Origin of the sequence: Bacillus sp. BML-BC051 (assembly GCF_019656175.1) — a bacterium.
Taxonomy (GTDB): domain Bacteria; phylum Bacillota; class Bacilli; order Bacillales; family Bacillaceae_G; genus Bacillus_A; species Bacillus_A mobilis.
The window spans coordinates 60493-79445 of sequence record NZ_BPLI01000012.1 but is presented as its reverse complement, the minus strand read 5'-3'; the positions used below and the strand labels follow the sequence as shown (position 1 = coordinate 79445).

The window sequence follows — 18953 nt, the reverse complement described above, 5'->3', positions numbered from 1 at the left end:
AAGAGCGGGAGAACCCGCTCTTTCTAAGCCATCTTATATGGGATTATTTTTGGTAACCGCCTAATTGTTGCTCAGCTAGTGAAACTAGACGTTTAGTGATTTCACCACCAACAGAACCGTTAGCGCGAGCTGTTGCATCTGCTCCAAGTTGAACACCAAACTCTTGAGCGATTTCGTATTTCATTTGGTCTAATGCTGATTCAGCACCAGGAACCGCTAATTTATTTGTACTACGTGACATGTTATATCACCTCCTTGTGAGTATAGAGTGTGATAAATAACATGACTTCATACACGTTTTATATATGGTAATTTATGGGTTTAGAAAAGTTCTTCGAATTTTTCTTCTTCCGCCACTACTTCTACTGTTTGTAATACCATTGTTTCCTTATTCGCTACAGCTTCATCGATTAATGGTGTGAAATCGTATTTCGCTTCAAAACGATTCGCTTTTTCACGCTTCGGTTTCGTCGCTGGGCTTGCTGGTGTGAATACTGTACAGCAATCTTCGTACGGACGAATTGAAATATCATATGTGCCGATTTCTTCAGCAATTTTAATAATTTCTAATTTATCCATCGTAATAAGTGGACGAATAACTGGATAGTTTGTTACTTCGTTAATCGTATGCATACTATCTAATGTTTGGCTTGCTACTTGTCCAAGACTTTCACCCGTCGTGATTGCAAGCGCATTACGCTCTTCTGCGATACGCTCTGTAATACGCATCATCATACGGCGCATAACTGTCATTGAATAGCTAGATGGAATTTCTTTATTAATCGTTTTTTGCACGTCTGTAAATGGAACAAGGTGAAGCGTTACACGTTTACAGTACTTCGTTAACTCTTGTGCTAAATCGATTACTTTTTGTTTTGCACGCTCACTTGTGAAAGGTGGGCTATGGAAGTGAACTGCTTCCACAGACACGCCGCGTTTCATCGTTAAGTACGTTGCTACCGGGCTATCGATACCACCAGAAAGAAGTACCATTACTTTTCCGCCAACACCAACTGGTAAACCGCCAGCTCCCATATGCTCACCGCACATAATATATGTGTAACCACTGCGAATTTCTATACGTACATTCACATCTGGATTATGAACATCTACTGTGATATCCTCTGTGTTTTCTAAAATGTGCCCACCGATTTCTGGAAGTAACTCCATCGTCTTCATCGGGAAGCGTTTATCAGAACGGTGCACTGTAATTTTAAATGTTTTCACATCGCCTTTTACTTGTAAGAAAGCTGCTAATGCACCTTTTTTAATATCTTCTAATTCTGATGGTACTTTCATCGCTAAGTTAAACTTATGAATACCAAATACATCTTTCAATCTTTCAGAAATTGCTTCATGGTCTTCGCCATTTAATTGGATGTACATACGATCATGTGTTGCATCGATTTTAATATTTGGGAACTTTTTCAGTTTGAACTTTACGTTATCTTTTAATGTGCTTACAAATTTAGAACGGTTCTTACCTTTAGTCGTCATCTCTCCATAACGAACTAAAATATATTCATATGTCATCATATTTCTTTACCTCATCACTTCATATAATTTTGGCATCGTCTCTTTCACAATACCTTCAAATTGTTTTACTTCTTCCATCGTGTTTTCTGGTGCCAAACTAATGCGAATAGCACTCGCAGCAGCGGCATGCGGTACTCCCATTGACACTAACACTCTGCTCACTTCATTTGCTTTTGAAGAACAAGCAGACTTCGTCGATACATATACACCGTACTCTTCTAAAGCATGAACGACTACTTCTGGTTTTAAACCAACGAATGATACATTTAAAATATGCGGTGCTGCATAGGCAAGCGACGTATTAATCGTGACATCTTCCATCTCTTTAAAGAAACGGACAAGCTCTGTTTGTAAATTGTGCAAATGAGCTATCTTTTCTTTCACTTGTTCCATTGTCATGCGAAGTGCTTTCACCATCGCTACAATGCCAGGTAAATTTTCTGTACCAGAGCGATACTTAAGCTCTTGTTGACCACCTGATAAAATTGGATCTAACCTTACGCCATCACGCACATAAAGAAGACCCGTTCCTTTTACACTGTGAAATTTATGTCCAGATATTGAGCAAAGGTCAATATGAGAAGCATATAAATCAAGCGGTACTTTTCCTATCCCTTGTACATGATCCACATGGAATCTTATTTTCGGATAGTTCGATAATAACGTTCCAATTTCAGCAACAGGCTGAATTGCTCCAGTCTCGTTGTTCACGTGAATAATTGACACAAGAATCGTATCTTCACGAAGTGCTCGTTTTACATCCTCTACCGATACAACACCATGCTCATTAACCGGTAAATATGTTACATCAAAACCGAGATCTTCTAATTGTTTATATGCTTCAAACACAGACGCGTGTTCAATATTTGTTGTAATGATATGTTTACCGCGCGAACGATTCCTCATCGCTATTCCTTTAATCGCAAGGTTATTCCCTTCCGTTCCACCTGATGTGAAAATAATTTCAGAAGGTTTAACGTGAAGAAGCTGCGCTGCAATCGTTCTTGATTGTGTTAATAGACGCTCTGCCTCTCCCCCAAGCGAATGAATAGAAGAAGGGTTTCCAAAATATTTTCCAGCAACCGTTACGTACGATTGAAGGGCTTCTGGATATGGCTTCGTCGTCGCACTATTATCAAAATAGATCATCATTCTTCCCCTTTCAGCGCTATCACATCATATAATCATATCACAAATACGTGTAATTACGCTAAGACTACTCAAAGGTTCCATTTTATCCCGATTGTGAAGGCCGATAATTAGTGAGGATGGCCCTACTGATTACAGTTTCACTATATTTTAAAACGAATAACCTTACTGTATTCCGCTATTCATTATAGCAACATCGTCCCCAAAATTACACAAAAAAACAAACCCCTATGAAAGGGTTTGTTCATTGTCTACATATTCAGCTATTTTTTGAACAACGCCAGGTTCAAGTTGCTCTAGTACAGAAGCCGCTTGTTCTAAAGCTGCATCGTATTGATATTCACGGAATAATTTCTCCGCATAATTTAAGCTCTCTGCAAGGTTCTCATCATGACTGCGGTAACGATTACCGTATTGAATTAATTTTTCAACTAAATACGCTTGTCCAATTAACTCTTCTGTCATTTCAGCTACCCCATTAACAGTTGTGTACGCTTCTTCTAAACTGCTATTTACAGCGTTCATATTTAACGGTTTCACTTCTAACTGTTCATATACAGCTTGCATTGCCATTTGTCCTCTTTTTAAATCTTCCATAATGCTTTCTGGAAGACCTGGCAAATTCGACTTTTGCATAAAACGTTTCGTTTCAAAAATGATATTTCGCATTTCTTGCAACTTCTCACGCGCTTCAAATTCCTCTTTACGCATCGTTTGCAGCATTTCTTTATATTCCGCATGCAGTACTTTTAACGTTTCACATTGCTCATAAACCTCTTCTAGTTCCTCACGAATAATAGAGAAGGCAATATCTTGTTCCGCAACGCGTAATTGCAGCATTTCAAAACGTTTCGTTAAAATATGCATTTGCTTTTCAATTACTTTTTGAGACTCAATATCCTTATCTTGTAGCTGATAACTTTGTTTCACAAGTTGTGTTTCTGCTTTTGTTTCAATCGTTTCAGTACGAATTTCTTCTAAGTCTTCATAAACAGAAAGTGTTTTTTGCTCCACATAATGTCTCGCATGTACTTCTTGTTCCAGTTGATCATAGAAGCCATCTAAACGTGTTTTTAAGTTTTCTACTTTTTCAGCAGCTTCCGTTATATGAAGCTCCTGTATATCCATTAAACATGTGTGTAGTTGTGTCGTCATATCACGAACTTCTTTAGGGACTTCCAAGTACTCTAATACATAACCTTGTCTTACCATATCATTATGTCCGTGTAATAAATCTTCCAGCTGAACTGGTAACGTCGCTTGACACTCTACCAATAAATCTGGAATTTGGTGAATAATGATTTCTAAGCTTGCCAAACCTTCTTCTAAACTAATAACAATTTCTCTCGCTTTTAAATAGTCACCATTATCTGTTGCCTCTTCAAAGCTTTTAAATTTATTAGATTCAGCGTCTAGCATCTCTTCAATTTTCTGCTCTGCTGCTCCATACATATGTCTATGAGCAAGAACACTCTTCTTCATACTACGATATGTATCACGTAACCCTTCAATTTCCGAGCTATTTTTTTCATGGCTTTCTAACAATTGCTGTAATTCATTTAAAATGTCTGTAATACGATTATCAGCGTCATCTAAACCACTTATGGATTCATTCATCGCATGCTTTGCTTTTCGGAAGGAGAATTGCGAGGCGAATTTTCGCGCTTGCGCTAAATCTTTGTCAGCTTTCGGAAGGGTTGTTGATACAATCTCATCCCATTCTTCACGCCATTTACCAAACAGTTCTTCTGTTTGACCCGTCATATTTAAGTCTTTCACCCGCTTTAGTTCATCTGCCACAGGTTTATCTTTTATCTCTTGTTTCCACTGCTCCAGTGCTTCAATATCTTTATATGAACGATTTCTTATCACAAGCTCTATCATGAGCAGCACTAGAATAGAGCTTACTACAATGATAACGATCGTCAGGATAGAATCCATGCAAAAAAGCCTCCTAGTTATATCTCTTTTTTTGTCCGTTCCGTTTATGAAATGGAAGGCATTATGTATAAAAAGGGAATTCCCCTATATTTAACAACTAACAATGTACTAATCATACCATGTAATGGCTTGTTTTTGACCTAGTTTTTTTTAAAATTTCATGTTTCTTTCAATGCGATTGTAATCTTTCTCAATCTTCTGTTTGGATTATCTCCCATCATCAAATGAGTGTAATAACAGGTTCTCTTTCATATGAGATACGAAATAAATTTTGCGCACAAGTGGTGGTTCAATAGAAATCGCATGCACATTCCCTTGCTTTACCGCTTGCTCTACTGCCATTTCTGGAAGTAACGTAATACCAAGTCCAGCTCCGACCATCGCAAGCATCGGTTCTGCGTAAGAAGTTTCAAATGCAATGATTGGTTTCGCACCTATCCCCTGAAACATATTCGTAATTATTTTCCTTACATCACAGATTTCTGGATATACGATTAACTTTTCATTTTGCAAATCTTCCATTCGGATCACTGTTTTCTCGTTATAAAGATGATCATTTGAAACAACACAAACAATTTTTTCTTCTCGCATTTCTTTTATACACGTAGCGCCTTCTACTATTGAATCGACGAACATCGCTTCAATCTTCCGTTCTTTAAAGAGTCCCATTAGTACTTTCGTATGCTCAATTTTCCATTCTACTTCGAATCCTTCACCTAATACATCTTTACATTTTGATATGTAATGAGCTGCTAAACTTGGCAATATGCCTATAGAAATTTTCCGCTTCTCTTGAAAAGTCTTCATTTCGCCTTTCACTTCATATATGTGTTTCAAAATCGGTAACATTCTTGTTATAAATAACTCTCCAGCCTCTGTTAACTCCACTCCTTGCGCGGAACGCTTAAGTAAAGTAACCTCTAAATCCGCTTCTAATCTTTGAATTTGCTTACTAAGCGCCGGTTGAGAAATATGTAAAAGCTTACTCGCCTTCGATAAACTTCGCGTATTCTTTACTTCAATAAACGATCGTACTGCCTCCAAATCCATCGTACACACCTCTAACAAAAAGTTATAACTGTCATAAAAAATCGATATTTCCTACTATAAACAACTACTCTTTATACTTATTTCATCAACTTACTATAACGAAATATAAAGGGGAATGAAACTCTTGAACAAAAAACAAATGCTACTCGGATCCCTCTTATGCCTACTTGCCGTAACTGCTTGGGGATTTATGTTTCCTGTCATGGCAAATGCCCTACAGTTTATCGATCCGTTCTTCTTCACAACTATCCGGTACGGATCAGCAGCTATAATTTTTCTTATTTTGCTATTCATTACTGAAGGAAAAACTTCACTCCGATTAGAAAAAAGAACACTTTCGTTATTCTTTTACGGAACGGTCGGCTTCGCTGGATACGGTTTTCTCGTTTTTTACGGTCAACAAATTGCCGGACCTTCTGGAGCCATCCATGCCGCGATGATTCAGTCTCTTATGCCACTCATCGCTTTATTATTGCAGTGGATAACAAAAAACAAACGCCCACAAAACTACACATTCCTTTGTATGTTCGTTGCATTGCTCGGTGTTATACTTGTCATTTCAAAAGGAAATATTCACTTATTATTTGGAGCTGCCAGTCACCTCTCAACAAATATACTTATGCTGTGCGGCGTTACTTGCTGGGTCATTTACACGAACGGCGGTGCTCGTTTTCAATCTTGGTCACCACTTCGATATACGACGTTAACTTGTTTATTCGGCTCAATTTCACTCATCGTTATCGTCACTTTCTTCACTTACACAAACTTTATTACTGTACCGTCACTACGTACCATTATGAACGTTCGTTTTGAACTCTTGTATATGTCGATTATTGCAGGTGTTATCGCTGTATTTTGCTGGAACACAGGAAATCGCTATATTTCATCTATTAATGGCATATTATTTATGAATTTAGTTCCTGTACTTGCACTTATCGGTTCCATCTTTCGAGGTTATACAGTCGACAAAATTGAAATTTCCGGATCCGCTTTAACAATTATCGCGCTATTATGCAACAATATATGGCAAAGAAAAGAAAGCACAAAAATCCCCACCTCAGTTCGTTAGGTGGGGATTTTTCACATATGAACAGCCCTTGGCCATTCCTGATACATATTCGTTATACATAATGTTTGTTCCATCCATTGTTCAATTTCCTTCGTGTACATTTCTATGAAAAATGTCTCAGACGGAAAAGAATGCAACACTTCTGATATATATTGCGGATATAAAAACGGCATATTCATCATGCCTTTTAATTGCGTCATAAACATTGTAAAAGATACCTTTTTGAATTCTTGCTTCATTTGTCCTTGCTTTATGATTTGCTCTATATAATATCTTTCTTTAGAAAAATAAATGGTCATCACTTCACGAATTAATGTCGTATCCAGTGAAAGCTCTCGGTAGAAGAAACGTGTCAGTTCCCTATTTTCAAATTGATATCGTAAAATCCCACGCACCATTTGCACCATCACATCTTTAGCCGACAAATATTCTCTCTGTTCGAACGACATTTCAATCACATGAATATACCCTTCTAAAAAGTCAGTAATAAGCTGTTCTAATAAACCTTGCTTTCCAGCAAAATAATATGAAATATTCGCTACATTCACATCCGCTCGCTTTGCAATTTCTCGCACCGACGTTCCATCATAACCTTTCGTGTTAAACAATGATATTGCCGCATCAATTACTTTTTGTTTCGTCTGTTTCATGCGCTCACTTCCTCTCACTGAACAGCTATAGTTTAAATTTCTTGACTTTTAAGACAAATTCCTTTAATTTTCTATCGACAAAGTCATGTGAAATACATCGTATTTTGCTAATATTTTACACATCTCGATAAAAAGGGAGTTGTTTCCATGTTTACAAAAGAAAGTTATGCAGGTTCTCGTGAAGAGCAATATGAGACAGTAATTAAACAACTGGATGCATTATTAACTGGCGAACCAAACGTAGTCGCAAACTTATCAAATGCGTCCGCATTATTAAACCAATTTTTAGATCGTGTGAATTGGGTTGGCTTTTACGTAACAGAAGGAAATCAGCTTGTTCTTGGACCATTCCAAGGAATGCCTGCTTGCGTGCGTATTCCATTTGGACGAGGCGTTTGCGGCGTTGCAGCTGAAACGAAAACAACGCAGCTTGTAGCAGACGTTCACCAATTCCCAGGACATATTGCTTGCGACAGTGCTTCGAATTCAGAAATCGTTGTACCAATCGTGAAAGAAGGAGCTGTCATTGGTGTACTTGATATTGATAGCCCTGAAAAAAATCGTTTTGATGAAGTAGATCAGCGCTATTTAGAAAAATTTGTGGAAACACTCCTAAAACATATTTAAAAAAGAAAAGAGCGAGTTATCGATTGCGTACATCACGTACGAAACCGATAGCTCACTCTTTTTTTATTGATTACTAACTGCAGATATTTTCTTTAGTGCCTGTTCTAAATCAGACACTATATCTTCCCATGATTCTAAACCGACAGATAAACGTATTAAATTATCATAAATGCCCATTTCTTGTCTTAGCTCAGCTGGAATCGCAGCGTGCGTCATCGTTGCCGGATGCTGAATTAATGTTTCTGTATCCCCTAAACTTACAGCAATTGTAATAAAATGAAGATCATTGATAAACGCTTGCGTCTCTTCTTTTCCGCCTTTTACTGAAAAAGAAATCACACCGCCGCCTCGTTTCATTTGGCGAGATGCTAACTCCCCTTCTGGATACCAAACACCTTCTACCGCATCATGATTTTTCAGGAACGATACAATTTTTTCGGCATTATCACAATGGCGGTCCATTCTTACCGCTAATGTCTTTAATCCGCGTAACAATAACCACGCATCAAACGGCGCCATAATACCGCCGATATCTTTTCGCATCGGGCGAATTTTTTCAGCTAACGCTTTCGTTTTACAAATCGTTACACCCGCCACTACATCGCCATGACCGCCAATATATTTTGTTGCACTATGCACAACTACGTCACAACCAAGCTCAAGCGGTCTTTGTAAATAAGGTGAACAAAACGTATTATCCACAACGACAAGTAAGCCATTTCGCTTCGCAACCCGAATCACTTGTTTTAAATCAATTAATTTCATTGTTGGATTAATCGGTGTTTCTACGAAAATAACCTTTGTATTTGGACGGATTTTATTTTCGACATCATCCTCTGTCTCCATATCACAAAACGAATGTGTAATCATGAACTTCTCTTCTAATACTTCTAAAAAACCGTACGTGCACCCATATAATCCATTTGAACAAATAATATGATCTCCAGCTTTTAGAAAACCAATTAACGTTGCTGAAATAGCTGCCATACCGGATCCGAAAGCAAGAGCTTCTTCTCCTCCTTCTAACACCGCCATACGTTCTTCAAATAATTTTACGGTTGGATTTCCAAGTCTTGAGTAAATATAAGACGAATCCACTCCCGCAAAACTCGCCTCCCCTTGCTGCGCAGTCTCAAATGTAAATGTAGACGTTTGAAATAAAGGTGGTGTTAAACTTCCTTTATGTTCCTCTGATGTATAACCGTGATGAATTAACGCTGTCTCCATATGCTTCTTTTTCATAAAAACATCCCCTTTTATGTTTTTATTACCGCATATTCATCAAAAAAATTAATGAACATTTTTTACTACATTTTATGTAAGCGTTTTATTTGTGTTTCTATCACTTCTTTTATATCGTTTTAAATTCCTTCTTGTTAATTTCCAAAATTTATATGCATAAAACAAAAACGTACTCGCTTGACGAAACTCTGGGTAAAAGATATAATAGCGTTTGTGTAAAATAAAAAGGCAGCCTTGTAATGTGAGTTTATCGTTTGTATTTTGTTCCTCTACGGAGGTGTATCTCGTAACTCCCTGCTGCTGGAGCGAAGGTACATGAAAACAAAATGCCCGTAAATATCGATTACGTCTGTTTTTATTTTACGTAAATAAAAACATTTTTAAAGGAGGAGTCAACTATGGCTCGTTATACAGGTCCAGCTTGGAAACTGTCTCGTCGTCTTGGAATCTCTCTAAGCGGCACAGGAAAAGAATTAGAAAAACGCCCTTACGCACCAGGTCCTCACGGTCCTAACCAACGTAAGAAACTTTCAGAATACGGTTTACAATTACAAGAGAAACAAAAACTTCGTCACATGTACGGCATGACTGAGCGTCAATTCCGTCGCACATTTGACCAAGCAGGTAAAATGCCTGGTAAGCACGGCGAAAACTTCATGATCCTTCTTGAAGCTCGTCTTGACAACTTAGTTTACCGTATGGGCTTAGCTCGCACTCGTCGTGCAGCTCGCCAATTAGTAAACCACGGTCACATCACAGTTGATGGATCTCGCGTAGATATCCCATCTTACCGTGTAAAACCTGGTCAAACAATCAGCGTTCGCGAAAAATCTAACAGCCTTGTTGTTGTTAAAGAAGCGATCGAAGTTAACAACTTCGTACCAGAATACTTAACTTTCGATGCTGATAAATTAGAAGCTACTTACACTCGTCACGCTGAGCGTTCTGAGTTAGCAGCTGAAATCAACGAAGCATTAATCGTAGAGTTCTACTCTCGTTAATGACAAAAAGCCAATCCTGTGGATTGGCTTTTTTCGTTTATATATAAAATAAAATTATTTATTTTCCTCTTTCTGAACATATACATAAGCATCTTTCTGCTCTTTATGTACATCCACCTTCGAATTCTCTGCAAGCTGACCCGCGTTTAGCAAAGAAAAAATAATGAGCGCTTCTAGTGACATTTTGTTTTACCACTCCTTTCTATTTGTTATACATTTATCATACCGCTTACATGTGATTTCCGTATGAACTCGAAAAGGAGATTACAACAAAAAGGTTACAGGAATACGAATGCACGCTATAATAACCATAAAATAGGAGGTTGATTCATTTTGACAATAAATCAAATGGTTCAATTAGGTAGTGCATGTATGTTCTTTATTACTTCCGCACTTATTAATTGGTATCAGGGGAGTAATTTGATAGATAATCCTGATGAATGGAAATATAGCGCTAAGTTTACGAATTACTTTAAAGGTACCGTTTCAAATTACCAAGATATTTATCAAATCGATTTCTTTATATATGCGGCAAAATTTTATCCAACAGCATTTATTGTTATGCTCATTAGCTTACTTTATATGATCGTATTAATTCTTCATATTCTATTTACAAGAACTCGTAGGGCAATCTAAATTCGTACATAAAAAAACCCGAATCATAGACTTTTCAGCCTACAATTCCGGGTACTATTTGTTTTATATTCGTTTCTGATTAGTAACGAATTAAGAAATATTTCTTTTTACCGCGGCGAATGATTGTGAATTTACCTTCGATGCGGTCGTTTTCTGTTACAACGTAGTCCAATGCTTGTGTACGCTCACCGTTTACGTAGATTGCGCCGTTCGTTACATCTTCACGTGCTTGACGTTTTGATGGAGAGATTTTGCTTTCTACAAGTAAGTCGATTAATACTGTATCTTCTGCAGTACGTTCTACAGATGGTACGTCTTTGAATCCTTGTTCGATTTCGCTTGCAGTCAGTTCTGCTACAGAACCACTGAATAATGCAGCTGAAATTTTAATTGCTTGCTCTAATGCTTCTTCGCCGTGAACAAGTTTTGTCATTTCAGAACCTAATGCTTTTTGTGCTGCACGTTTTTCTGGTGCTTCAGCTACTTGCTTTTCAAGCTCAAGAATTTCTTCATGAGATAAGAATGTGAAGTATTTTAAGTATTTAACAACGTCGCGGTCATCTGTGTTAATCCAGAATTGGTAGAACTCGTAAGGAGTTGTTTTCTCTGGGTCTAACCAAATTGCGCCGCCTTCTGTTTTACCAAACTTCGTACCGTCAGATTTCGTAACTAGTGGAATTGTTAAACCGAATGCTTTCGCATCTTCTTCTGATTTACGGATTAATTCAAGACCAGCTGTAATGTTACCCCATTGGTCACTACCACCGATTTGCAAGCGGCAATTATGGTTTTGGTATAAGTTTAAGAAGTCGTATGATTGTAAAATCATATAACTAAACTCAGTGAATGAAATACCAGTATCTAAACGAGATGCTACTGTATCTTTTGCTAACATATAGTTTAAACCGAAGTTTTTACCGATATCGCGTAAGAATGAAATGACATCTAAGTTACCAAGCCAGTCATAGTTGTTAGCCATCGTTGCTGGGTTGTCCACGTTTTCGAACTCTAAGAAGTTTGAAAGTTGGTTTTTAATGCTTTCTGTGTAGTAAGCAACTGTATCTTTCGTATTTAATGTACGCTCTGCTTTTTTACCACTTGGGTCACCGATCATACCAGTACCACCGCCAACAAGTGCGATTGGTTGGTGACCAGCTAATTGGAAACGACGTAACATTAATACTGGTAACATATGACCGATGTGTAAGCTATCCGCTGTCGGGTCGAAACCACAGTATAATTTAACGCTTTCTTTTTCTAATAATTGCTCAAGTCCCTCAGCATCTGTTTGCTGATTAATTAGACCGCGAAATTCAAGATCTTGTAAAATACCCATATCCTACATACTCTCCTTTAAGTTCATTACTGGCGTGAAGGTTGAAAACATAAAAAAATCGCCCCTTTAAATAAGGGACGATTTTGATTATCGCGTTACCACCCTAGTTGCAGGCAAAAAAAAGCCTACCACCTTATTTACATAACGGCTTAGCACCGTCTTTTCCCTTTTGAATACAATTCAATCGAAAAAAGATGCTCTAGGGGCGTAATTCGCGATCATCTATGTGCTGATTTTCACCGGCCATCAGCTCTCTAAAACAGGGAAATGATCACTACTTCTCCCTTTCCACGCTCAATTATTCATATACTTTTCTTTATACCATCATTTATATAGGCGTGTCAAATAGAGGTCAGGTTTCTCTTCTTGCCAATCCTTTACAACGTCGCAAAGAGTATCGTAATAAGAGAAAGAATTGGAACTCCAACTAATAACGATACATGAAACACAACAGATAAATCATTCCCAATCGTCGCCTCCACAGGATCTTTCGCTGGAGAACCAAGAAATCCGATTAATCGATCGAAGCGACTTACCGTTTTTGGAAAATCTGGTATTTCTACATGATCGCTATCTAAATGCTGCTTTAATTTATATTCACTCTTAAAGGGATTTTCGCTCAATTTCATCCACCTCCAGCAATTGTTTCAATTTCTTTATCCCGTTATGGAGTCTCGATTTCACTGTTCCAATCGGAATGTTTAATACCTCCGCAATCTCTTTCTGCTGCATATCATGATAATAAGAAAGAATAAGGACAGCTCGTTGCTCTTCCGGAACTTTCAAAATCGCTTCTCTTACTGTGAGCCGATCTTCGTGAGAAAATTCTTTTTCCTGGATCGGCACTAAAAACGGCAAAAGCGTACGCCACTTTTTTCTTCTATTTAATTTATTAATCATAAGACGATAACCAATTTGAAATAAATACGTTTTTATTTTACCTTTTTCAAGTTCATACATATATTTCTTACGCTCTAACGTCAAAAACGTATCTTGCACAAGGTCGATACTTAATTGTTCATCTCGGTTAAATCGATACAAAAATGTGTATAGCGCTGGTTTGATTAAAACATATAGTTTTTCCCCCGCCTGTTTATCTCCACTTTGATACGCAAGCATGAGCTCCTCCTCAATCCCAATCTGCGCCATGATTTTTGATCTCCTTTATTCCTTTTAACGTTAATGAAATGCGGGAAATTAAATAGCAACTTGCGACAATAATCCATACTTGCGATTGATTCGTAAAAAATTGAACATACGGGTTTTGAATTGTCTGTCCGGTTGAAACTAAAATATTTAATGCTTGCACACATATACATGCATACACTGCCAGACAAGCCGAAATCGTATCAAATACATTCCAGCGAAAATACACTTTTGTTTTTGTAAAATCAATTTTATATCCTTTTTTCCGTACTATATGTTTTCTATCAAACGGAATAATGATGGAAAACATAACAATCATCATGACACCGGCTGTAATCATTGATACTTTAAATCCGATTGGCATCGGTAATAGCAAACCACAAGAAAATACGACTATAATTCCAAGTAAAGCAAAAGTAAGAAGTAATTTATTAGACATATAAAAAGCCTCCCTCATCTATTCTTTCATAAATGTATACAGACGAGGAAGGCACTTCGTTCAAATATTATTTTATTTTTTTAATAATCTTCGCAGGATTCCCGCCAACTACTACATTGCCCGGCACATCTTTCGTTACGACGGCGCCAGATGCGATCACCGCGTTATCTCCAATTGTTACACCAGGATTAATAATCGCTCTTCCGCCAATCCATACGTTATCGCCAATTGTAACTGGTTTTCCGTATTCTGATCCACTTATGCGCTCTACTGGATCAAGTGGATGTGTTGCTGTATAAATGTGAACACCTGGCGCTAACATACAGTTCACTCCAATTGTCACCGGGCATACGTCTAAAATTGTACAGTCAAAGTTCGCGTAAAAATTTTCACCAACGTGAATGTTATAACCGTAATCACATCTGAAAGAAGATTCAAGATGAATGTTATCTCCAGTCGTTCCGAATAATTCTTTTACGATTTCGCTACGCTCTTTTAATTGTACTTCTGGTGTTTCATTTAATTTTCTCGTTAGTATACGAGCATGCTCCCTCTCTTGAATCAAAACAGGATCAGCTGGTATGTACATTTCCCCAAGTATCATCTTTTCTTTTTCTGTTTTCATTTTCTTCTCCCCTTTAACTCGTATGTATAAGTTTATGATACCATAAAAAAAGAAAGGCCTGAACGTTATTTCGTTCAGACCTTCCTCTCTTAATCTTCCATCGTTGATAAGTCACCTGTTGGTAAGTTTAATTCCCACGCTTTTAGTACGCGGCGCATAATTTTACCACTTCTCGTTTTCGGTAATTTATCTCTAAATTCAATTTGTCTTGGCGCTGCATGAGCTGCTAGGCCTTTCTTTACAAATTGACGAATCTCTTCTTTTAATTCATCAGATGGTTCGTATCCCGCCCGAAGCGCGATAAATGCTTTAATGATTTCTCCGCGCACTGGATCAGGAATACCAATTACACCAGCCTCTGCAACAGCAGCATGCTCGATTAATTTACTTTCTACTTCAAACGGACCAACTCGCTCACCTGACGTCATAATTACATCATCAATACGCCCTTGGAACCAGAAGTATCCATCTTCATCCATATAAGCAGAGTCACCTGATACGTACCAATCTCCCGGCATAAAGTAAGATTCATACTTTTGCTGGTTATTCCAGATTCCACGCATCATCGCTGGCCAACCTTTACCAATTGCTAAGTTACCCATTGTGTATGGAGGAACTTCATTTCCTTCATTATCAACAATCGCTGCTTTCACGCCTGGAATCGGTTTACCCATTGAACCTGGACGGATTTCCATACAAGGGTAGTTACAAATAACTTGTCCACCTGTTTCTGTCATCCACCACGTATCATGAATACGAAGTCCAAATGCGTTCATACCCCAGCGAATTACTTCTGGATTTAACGGTTCACCGACGCTTAATACGTGACGAACTTGTGATAAATCATATTTTTTAATTGCGTCTTGTCCAGCTCCCATTAACATACGGAACGCTGTTGGCGCACTGTACCAAACTGTTACACCGTAATCTTGCAGTGCTTCATACCACGCTTCTGGACTAAAGCGGCCACCTAAAACAACATTTGACGCCCCAACTAACCACGGTGCGAAAATACCGTAAGCTGTTCCAGTTACCCAGCCTGGGTCAGCTGTACACCAATATACATCGTCTTCTTTTAAATCTAATACCCATTTCGCCGTTTGATGATGCTGCACCATTGCATTTTGCGCATGAAGCACACCTTTTGGCTTACCAGTAGAACCAGACGTGTAATGTAAAATTAAACCATCTTCACGGCCTAACCATTCAATATGTAATTCTTTTGAAGCTTGTTCAAATAAAGGATTGAACGCTACCGTTTTACCGCCTTCTTCTACATTATCTCCAACAAGGAAGACTGTTTTTAAAGCAGGTAAATCATTTAATGGTACGCGCTCTAACAATTCAGGCGTTGTAATTAACACCTTTGCTTCGCTATCTTCTAAACGATCGCGAACTGCGCCTTCCATAAACGCTTCAAATAGTGGACCAACGATTGCCCCTAATTTCACTGCACCAAGAAGTGCGAAATATAATTCTGGAGAACGCGGCATAAAAATAAAAACGCGATCGCCTTTTTCTACATCGCCATAATTTTTCAGGACGTTTCCTGCTTTATTAGAAAAATCCTTCATTTCCTTAAATGTATACTTCTCTTTTCGCGCTCCATCTTGATAATAAAGGGCTACTTTATTTTTACGATCGGATTTCGCATGCTTGTCAATTGCTTCATACGCCATATTTACTCGGCCTGTCTCATTCCAAGTAAAGTTTTTATTAACCTCTTCCCAGTTAAAATTCGCGTATGCCTCATCATAATTCGGCAAATTATTTTCTCCTTTAATGACAGGAAGCGTTTCTACTTTCATACTTTACATCCCCCTCCTATGTATTCTATTATCTATTATAATAACATTATTTAAAATTTTCAGTATATTTGTTGATTTTTAGACAAATTTTTAATGACAAATTTCGATTCACATCGCATATATTATAAAGTACGATATGAATAGATTCACAAACCCTCAAGGTGGTGAGCAATACATTGATTCATAAGAAAATATATAATGCTAGAAACTTAAAAACAGCGAAAGGCACTTTAATTATTGAAGGTCCTGTCTCTACACATAGCTTAGAAATGTATAAATTTCATCCAGATTTAATTGCGTTTCGTCCTGCCGAGCAGCAATATAAAGCAATTGTCGAAATTTCTAAATTACCAGAAGCTCGTCTCATTATTGCTAGACATGACCAAACGATTGTTGGATATGTTACATACCTGTATCCTGATCCACTCGAACGATGGTCAGAAGGAAAGATAGAAAACTTAATTGAACTCGGGGCGATTGAAGTTGTCCCTGCCTTCCGCGGTTGCGCTGTCGGAAAGAACTTATTAGAAGTTTCAATGATGGACGACCATATGGAAGATTACATTATATTGACGACTGAATATTATTGGCACTGGGATTTAAAACAAACAGGCTTAAATGTTTGGGAGTACCGAAAAGTAATGGAAAAAATGATGAATGCTGGCGGTTTACAATGGATGGCTACAGATGATCCTGAAATTTGTTCGCATCCTGCTAACTGTTTAATGGTCCGCATCGGTAAACGCGTTGATACGGATTCTATTCAAGCATTTGATCGTCTACGTTTTCACAATCGTTTTATGTATTAATAAAGGGGGCAACTGGAATGATTGTAGAAGAAATTATGAATCAAGATGTGGTGACACTACATCCAAACGATACAATTGAAACAGCAATCCGAACGATACGCACGAAAGGCATTCGGCACATTCCAATTGTCGATCAAAGTAATCATGTCGTAGGCATTATTTCTGATCGGGATGTAAGAGATGCAAGTCCGTCTATTTTAGATGAACAAGTTTCACTCGATATGCTGAAGCAACCACTTGAACTGATTATGAAACATCCTGTTATGACTTGCCATCCTCTCGATTTCGTTGAGGAAATTGCTACTTTATTTTTTGAAAATAAAATTGGCTGTCTCCCTGTTACAAAAGCAGGAAAGTTAGTAGGAATCATCTCTGAATCTACTGTACTGCACACGTTAGTGAAATTAACAGGAGCACATCAACCGAGTTCACAAATTGAAATTCAAGTAAAAAATGAACCTGGCATTCTCGGAAAAGTCGTTGCCATTTTTAGTGAGTTACAAATAAATATCGTGAGCGTTCTCGTCTATCCAGCAAAAGATGAGAATGATAAAGTACTCGTTTTCCGCATTCAAACGATGAATCCGCTAAAAGTGATTGATGCACTTGAAGCAGAAGGCTACCGCGTCTTATGGCCGAATATTATGGGGATGCAAGCATGAGTAGCGCTTTTATTTATTCGGATGACTTTCGGGGCTATTCGTTTAGCCCCGATCATCCTTTTAACCAACTGCGCGTCACACTCACGTATGATTTATTACAAAAGGGCGGTTTTATCTCTCCTTCCCAAATCATCTCACCACGGATGGCTACAGATGAAGAGATTGCCTACGTTCATACAGAGGAATACATAAATGCGGTAAAACGTGCTGGAGAAGGTAAGTTAGAAAAATCAATTGCGATGACATATGGACTCGGAACAGAAGATACACCGATGTTTCCAAATATGCACGAAGCAAGTGCATTACTCGTTGGCGGTACGTTAACCGCTGTCGATGCTGTTCTTTCCGGGAAAGTAAAACACGCGCTTAATTTAGGCGGAGGCTTACATCATGGCTTCCGCGGCAAGGCATCTGGCTTTTGTATTTATAACGATAGTTCCATCGCAATGAAATATATTCAGAAGAAATACGGTTTACGCGTCTTATATATTGATACAGATGCTCATCACGGTGATGGTGTACAGTGGTCTTTTTACGATGATCCTAACGTATGCACCATTTCACTACATGAAACTGGGCGTTATTTATTCCCTGGAACTGGCGCTGTAAATGAACGTGGACAAGGTAATGGCTATAGTTATTCTTTTAACGTTCCACTCGATGCTTTTACAGAGGATGAATCGTTTTTAGATTCATATCGAACTGTCGTAAAAGAAGTTGCAGCCTACTTTAAACCGGATATTATTTTAACGCAAAATGGCGCTGACGCACATTATTACGACCCGCTTACACACCTTTGCGCAACGATGAATATTTACCGTGAAATACCGAAGCTCGCTCGCGAAATCGCTAACGAATATTGCGAAGGTCGCTGGATTGCTGTCGGCGGCGGTGGCTATGACCACTGGCGCGTCGTCCCAAGAGCTTGGGCACTCATTTGGCTCGAAATGAACAACATCCAAAACATCTCAGGTTATCTCCCTCCAGAATGGATTGACGCTTGGAAAGGACAAGCCGAAACAGAACTTCCCCTCACATGGGAAGATCCAGACAACATGTATAAACCTATCCCCCGTAAACCAGAAATTGAAGAAAAGAATGCATTAACTGTAACGAAATCCCTTGAAATTATTCGGAATAATATGACAAAATCTTTGTACTAAACGAAAAGGAGGCTCGTTTTTGAATAGCCTCCTTTTATTTATTGTCGACTGTTGTCGGTAAGTC

At 38.2% G+C, this 18953-nt stretch carries 21 protein-coding genes and 1 other annotated feature; of the genes, 7 read left to right on the top strand and 14 right to left on the bottom strand.

Annotated features, from left to right (window positions below; genetic code table 11):
* Positions 1-43: 43 nt before the first annotated feature.
* The 5 genes from K5S59_RS05300 to K5S59_RS05280 form a co-directional block, all read right to left on the bottom strand.
* Positions 44-241 carry an alpha/beta-type small acid-soluble spore protein gene (locus K5S59_RS05300; protein WP_000091640.1) on the bottom strand — a complete coding sequence of 66 codons (198 nt, stop codon included), beginning with the start codon at positions 239-241 and terminating at the stop codon, positions 44-46.
* 80 nt (positions 242-321) lie between these two features.
* On the bottom strand, positions 322-1536 hold the full coding sequence (gene thiI / locus K5S59_RS05295; protein WP_000989279.1) for a tRNA uracil 4-sulfurtransferase ThiI: 1215 nt from the start codon (positions 1534-1536) through the stop codon (positions 322-324).
* Between the two features lie 6 nt (positions 1537-1542).
* On the bottom strand, positions 1543-2685 hold the full coding sequence (locus tag K5S59_RS05290) for a cysteine desulfurase family protein (protein WP_000638956.1): 1143 nt from the start codon (positions 2683-2685) through the stop codon (positions 1543-1545).
* 228 nt (positions 2686-2913) lie between these two features.
* Complete coding sequence (gene ezrA / locus K5S59_RS05285; protein WP_000377309.1) at positions 2914-4626, bottom strand: septation ring formation regulator EzrA; 1713 nt, start codon at positions 4624-4626, stop codon at positions 2914-2916.
* Between the two features lie 207 nt (positions 4627-4833).
* Complete coding sequence (locus tag K5S59_RS05280; RefSeq protein ID WP_000362569.1) at positions 4834-5676, bottom strand: LysR family transcriptional regulator; 843 nt, start codon at positions 5674-5676, stop codon at positions 4834-4836.
* Positions 5677-5800: 124 nt separating this feature from the next.
* On the opposite strand from K5S59_RS05280, the gene K5S59_RS05275 reads away from it, so the two are divergent.
* On the top strand, positions 5801-6745 hold the full coding sequence (locus K5S59_RS05275; RefSeq protein ID WP_001036058.1) for a DMT family transporter: 945 nt from the start codon (positions 5801-5803) through the stop codon (positions 6743-6745).
* A gap of 11 nt (positions 6746-6756) precedes the next feature.
* Here K5S59_RS05275 and refZ read toward each other — a convergent pair whose 3' ends face one another.
* Entirely contained in the window at positions 6757-7395 is a 639-nt protein-coding gene (gene refZ, locus K5S59_RS05270) for a forespore capture DNA-binding protein RefZ (protein ID WP_000814935.1), read from the bottom strand.
* 147 nt (positions 7396-7542) lie between these two features.
* Here refZ and K5S59_RS05265 point away from each other — a divergent pair, with 147 nt between their 5' ends.
* The gene (locus tag K5S59_RS05265; protein ID WP_000494319.1) at positions 7543-8022 is read left to right on the top strand and encodes a GAF domain-containing protein; all 480 of its coding nucleotides are present in this window, start codon (positions 7543-7545) and stop codon (positions 8020-8022) included.
* A 63-nt stretch (positions 8023-8085) separates the two neighbouring features.
* Here the strand turns inward: K5S59_RS05265 and megL are convergent, their stop codons facing one another.
* Entirely contained in the window at positions 8086-9264 is a 1179-nt protein-coding gene (gene megL, locus K5S59_RS05260) for a methionine gamma-lyase (RefSeq protein ID WP_000726610.1), read from the bottom strand.
* Positions 9265-9662: 398 nt separating this feature from the next.
* On the opposite strand from megL, the gene rpsD reads away from it, so the two are divergent.
* On the top strand, positions 9663-10265 hold the full coding sequence (gene rpsD / locus K5S59_RS05255) for a 30S ribosomal protein S4 (RefSeq protein WP_000135322.1): 603 nt from the start codon (positions 9663-9665) through the stop codon (positions 10263-10265).
* 54 nt (positions 10266-10319) lie between these two features.
* On the opposite strand, the gene K5S59_RS05250 is transcribed toward rpsD, so the two are convergent.
* A complete protein-coding gene (locus K5S59_RS05250) occupies positions 10320-10448 on the bottom strand; it encodes a hypothetical protein (RefSeq protein WP_000050944.1) in 129 nt (42 codons plus the stop codon).
* A gap of 150 nt (positions 10449-10598) precedes the next feature.
* Between K5S59_RS05250 and K5S59_RS05245 the strand changes: the two genes are divergently transcribed.
* Complete coding sequence (locus K5S59_RS05245) at positions 10599-10901, top strand: YjdJ family protein (RefSeq protein ID WP_120450933.1); 303 nt, start codon at positions 10599-10601, stop codon at positions 10899-10901.
* Between the two features lie 79 nt (positions 10902-10980).
* On the opposite strand, the gene tyrS is transcribed toward K5S59_RS05245, so the two are convergent.
* The 6 genes from tyrS to acsA form a co-directional block, all read right to left on the bottom strand.
* Positions 10981-12237, bottom strand: a complete 1257-nt coding sequence (tyrS, locus tag K5S59_RS05240) for a tyrosine--tRNA ligase (RefSeq protein ID WP_000512075.1) — start codon at positions 12235-12237, stop codon at positions 10981-10983.
* 70 nt (positions 12238-12307) lie between these two features.
* Positions 12308-12537 (bottom strand) — a binding site (T-box leader).
* A gap of 77 nt (positions 12538-12614) precedes the next feature.
* On the bottom strand, positions 12615-12860 hold the full coding sequence (locus K5S59_RS05235) for a hypothetical protein (RefSeq protein ID WP_001293781.1): 246 nt from the start codon (positions 12858-12860) through the stop codon (positions 12615-12617).
* Positions 12841-13386 carry an RNA polymerase sigma factor gene (locus K5S59_RS05230; protein ID WP_000057194.1) on the bottom strand — a complete coding sequence of 182 codons (546 nt, stop codon included), beginning with the start codon at positions 13384-13386 and terminating at the stop codon, positions 12841-12843. The genes K5S59_RS05235 and K5S59_RS05230 overlap by 20 nt, the downstream gene beginning before the upstream one ends.
* Positions 13367-13822 carry a hypothetical protein gene (locus K5S59_RS05225; protein WP_000066455.1) on the bottom strand — a complete coding sequence of 152 codons (456 nt, stop codon included), beginning with the start codon at positions 13820-13822 and terminating at the stop codon, positions 13367-13369. Before K5S59_RS05225 ends, K5S59_RS05230 begins: the two co-directional genes overlap by 20 nt.
* 67 nt (positions 13823-13889) lie before the next feature.
* A complete protein-coding gene (locus K5S59_RS05220; RefSeq protein WP_220784043.1) occupies positions 13890-14447 on the bottom strand; it encodes a maltose acetyltransferase domain-containing protein in 558 nt (185 codons plus the stop codon).
* 89 nt (positions 14448-14536) lie between these two features.
* Positions 14537-16255: an acetate--CoA ligase gene (acsA, locus tag K5S59_RS05215; protein WP_000862039.1), complete on the bottom strand. Its 1719-nt coding sequence runs from the start codon at positions 16253-16255 to the stop codon at positions 14537-14539.
* Between the two features lie 176 nt (positions 16256-16431).
* On the opposite strand from acsA, the gene acuA reads away from it, so the two are divergent.
* The 3 genes from acuA to acuC are packed head-to-tail and all read left to right on the top strand — an operon-like array spanning position 16432 to position 18889.
* Positions 16432-17064 carry an acetoin utilization protein acetyltransferase AcuA gene (acuA, locus tag K5S59_RS05210; protein ID WP_000581408.1) on the top strand — a complete coding sequence of 211 codons (633 nt, stop codon included), beginning with the start codon at positions 16432-16434 and terminating at the stop codon, positions 17062-17064.
* Between the two features lie 17 nt (positions 17065-17081).
* Positions 17082-17726 carry an acetoin utilization AcuB family protein gene (locus K5S59_RS05205; protein ID WP_000634571.1) on the top strand — a complete coding sequence of 215 codons (645 nt, stop codon included), beginning with the start codon at positions 17082-17084 and terminating at the stop codon, positions 17724-17726.
* Positions 17723-18889: an acetoin utilization protein AcuC gene (gene acuC / locus K5S59_RS05200; RefSeq protein WP_000092821.1), complete on the top strand. Its 1167-nt coding sequence runs from the start codon at positions 17723-17725 to the stop codon at positions 18887-18889. The genes K5S59_RS05205 and acuC overlap by 4 nt, the downstream gene beginning before the upstream one ends.
* Positions 18890-18953 lie beyond the last annotated feature (64 nt).

Excerpts from the sequence above, each read along its gene's own strand:
- K5S59_RS05300 (WP_000091640.1), bottom strand. The coding sequence starts at position 241 with ATGTCACGTAGTACAAATAAATTAGCGGTTCCTGGTGCTGAATCAGCA.
- thiI (WP_000989279.1), bottom strand. The coding sequence starts at position 1,536 with ATGATGACATATGAATATATTTTAGTTCGTTATGGAGAGATGACGACT.
- K5S59_RS05290 (WP_000638956.1), bottom strand. The coding sequence starts at position 2,685 with ATGATCTATTTTGATAATAGTGCGACGACGAAGCCATATCCAGAAGCC.
- ezrA (WP_000377309.1), bottom strand. The coding sequence starts at position 4,626 with ATGGATTCTATCCTGACGATCGTTATCATTGTAGTAAGCTCTATTCTA.
- K5S59_RS05280 (WP_000362569.1), bottom strand. The coding sequence starts at position 5,676 with ATGGATTTGGAGGCAGTACGATCGTTTATTGAAGTAAAGAATACGCGA.
- refZ (WP_000814935.1), bottom strand. The coding sequence starts at position 7,395 with ATGAAACAGACGAAACAAAAAGTAATTGATGCGGCAATATCATTGTTT.
- K5S59_RS05265 (WP_000494319.1), top strand. The coding sequence starts at position 7,543 with ATGTTTACAAAAGAAAGTTATGCAGGTTCTCGTGAAGAGCAATATGAG.
- megL (WP_000726610.1), bottom strand. The coding sequence starts at position 9,264 with ATGAAAAAGAAGCATATGGAGACAGCGTTAATTCATCACGGTTATACA.
- rpsD (WP_000135322.1), top strand. The coding sequence starts at position 9,663 with ATGGCTCGTTATACAGGTCCAGCTTGGAAACTGTCTCGTCGTCTTGGA.
- K5S59_RS05250 (WP_000050944.1), bottom strand. The coding sequence starts at position 10,448 with ATGTCACTAGAAGCGCTCATTATTTTTTCTTTGCTAAACGCGGGTCAG.
- tyrS (WP_000512075.1), bottom strand. The coding sequence starts at position 12,237 with ATGGGTATTTTACAAGATCTTGAATTTCGCGGTCTAATTAATCAGCAA.
- K5S59_RS05230 (WP_000057194.1), bottom strand. The coding sequence starts at position 13,386 with ATGGCGCAGATTGGGATTGAGGAGGAGCTCATGCTTGCGTATCAAAGT.
- K5S59_RS05225 (WP_000066455.1), bottom strand. The coding sequence starts at position 13,822 with ATGTCTAATAAATTACTTCTTACTTTTGCTTTACTTGGAATTATAGTC.
- K5S59_RS05220 (WP_220784043.1), bottom strand. The coding sequence starts at position 14,447 with ATGAAAACAGAAAAAGAAAAGATGATACTTGGGGAAATGTACATACCA.
- acsA (WP_000862039.1), bottom strand. The coding sequence starts at position 16,255 with ATGAAAGTAGAAACGCTTCCTGTCATTAAAGGAGAAAATAATTTGCCG.
- K5S59_RS05205 (WP_000634571.1), top strand. The coding sequence starts at position 17,082 with ATGATTGTAGAAGAAATTATGAATCAAGATGTGGTGACACTACATCCA.
- acuC (WP_000092821.1), top strand. The coding sequence starts at position 17,723 with ATGAGTAGCGCTTTTATTTATTCGGATGACTTTCGGGGCTATTCGTTT.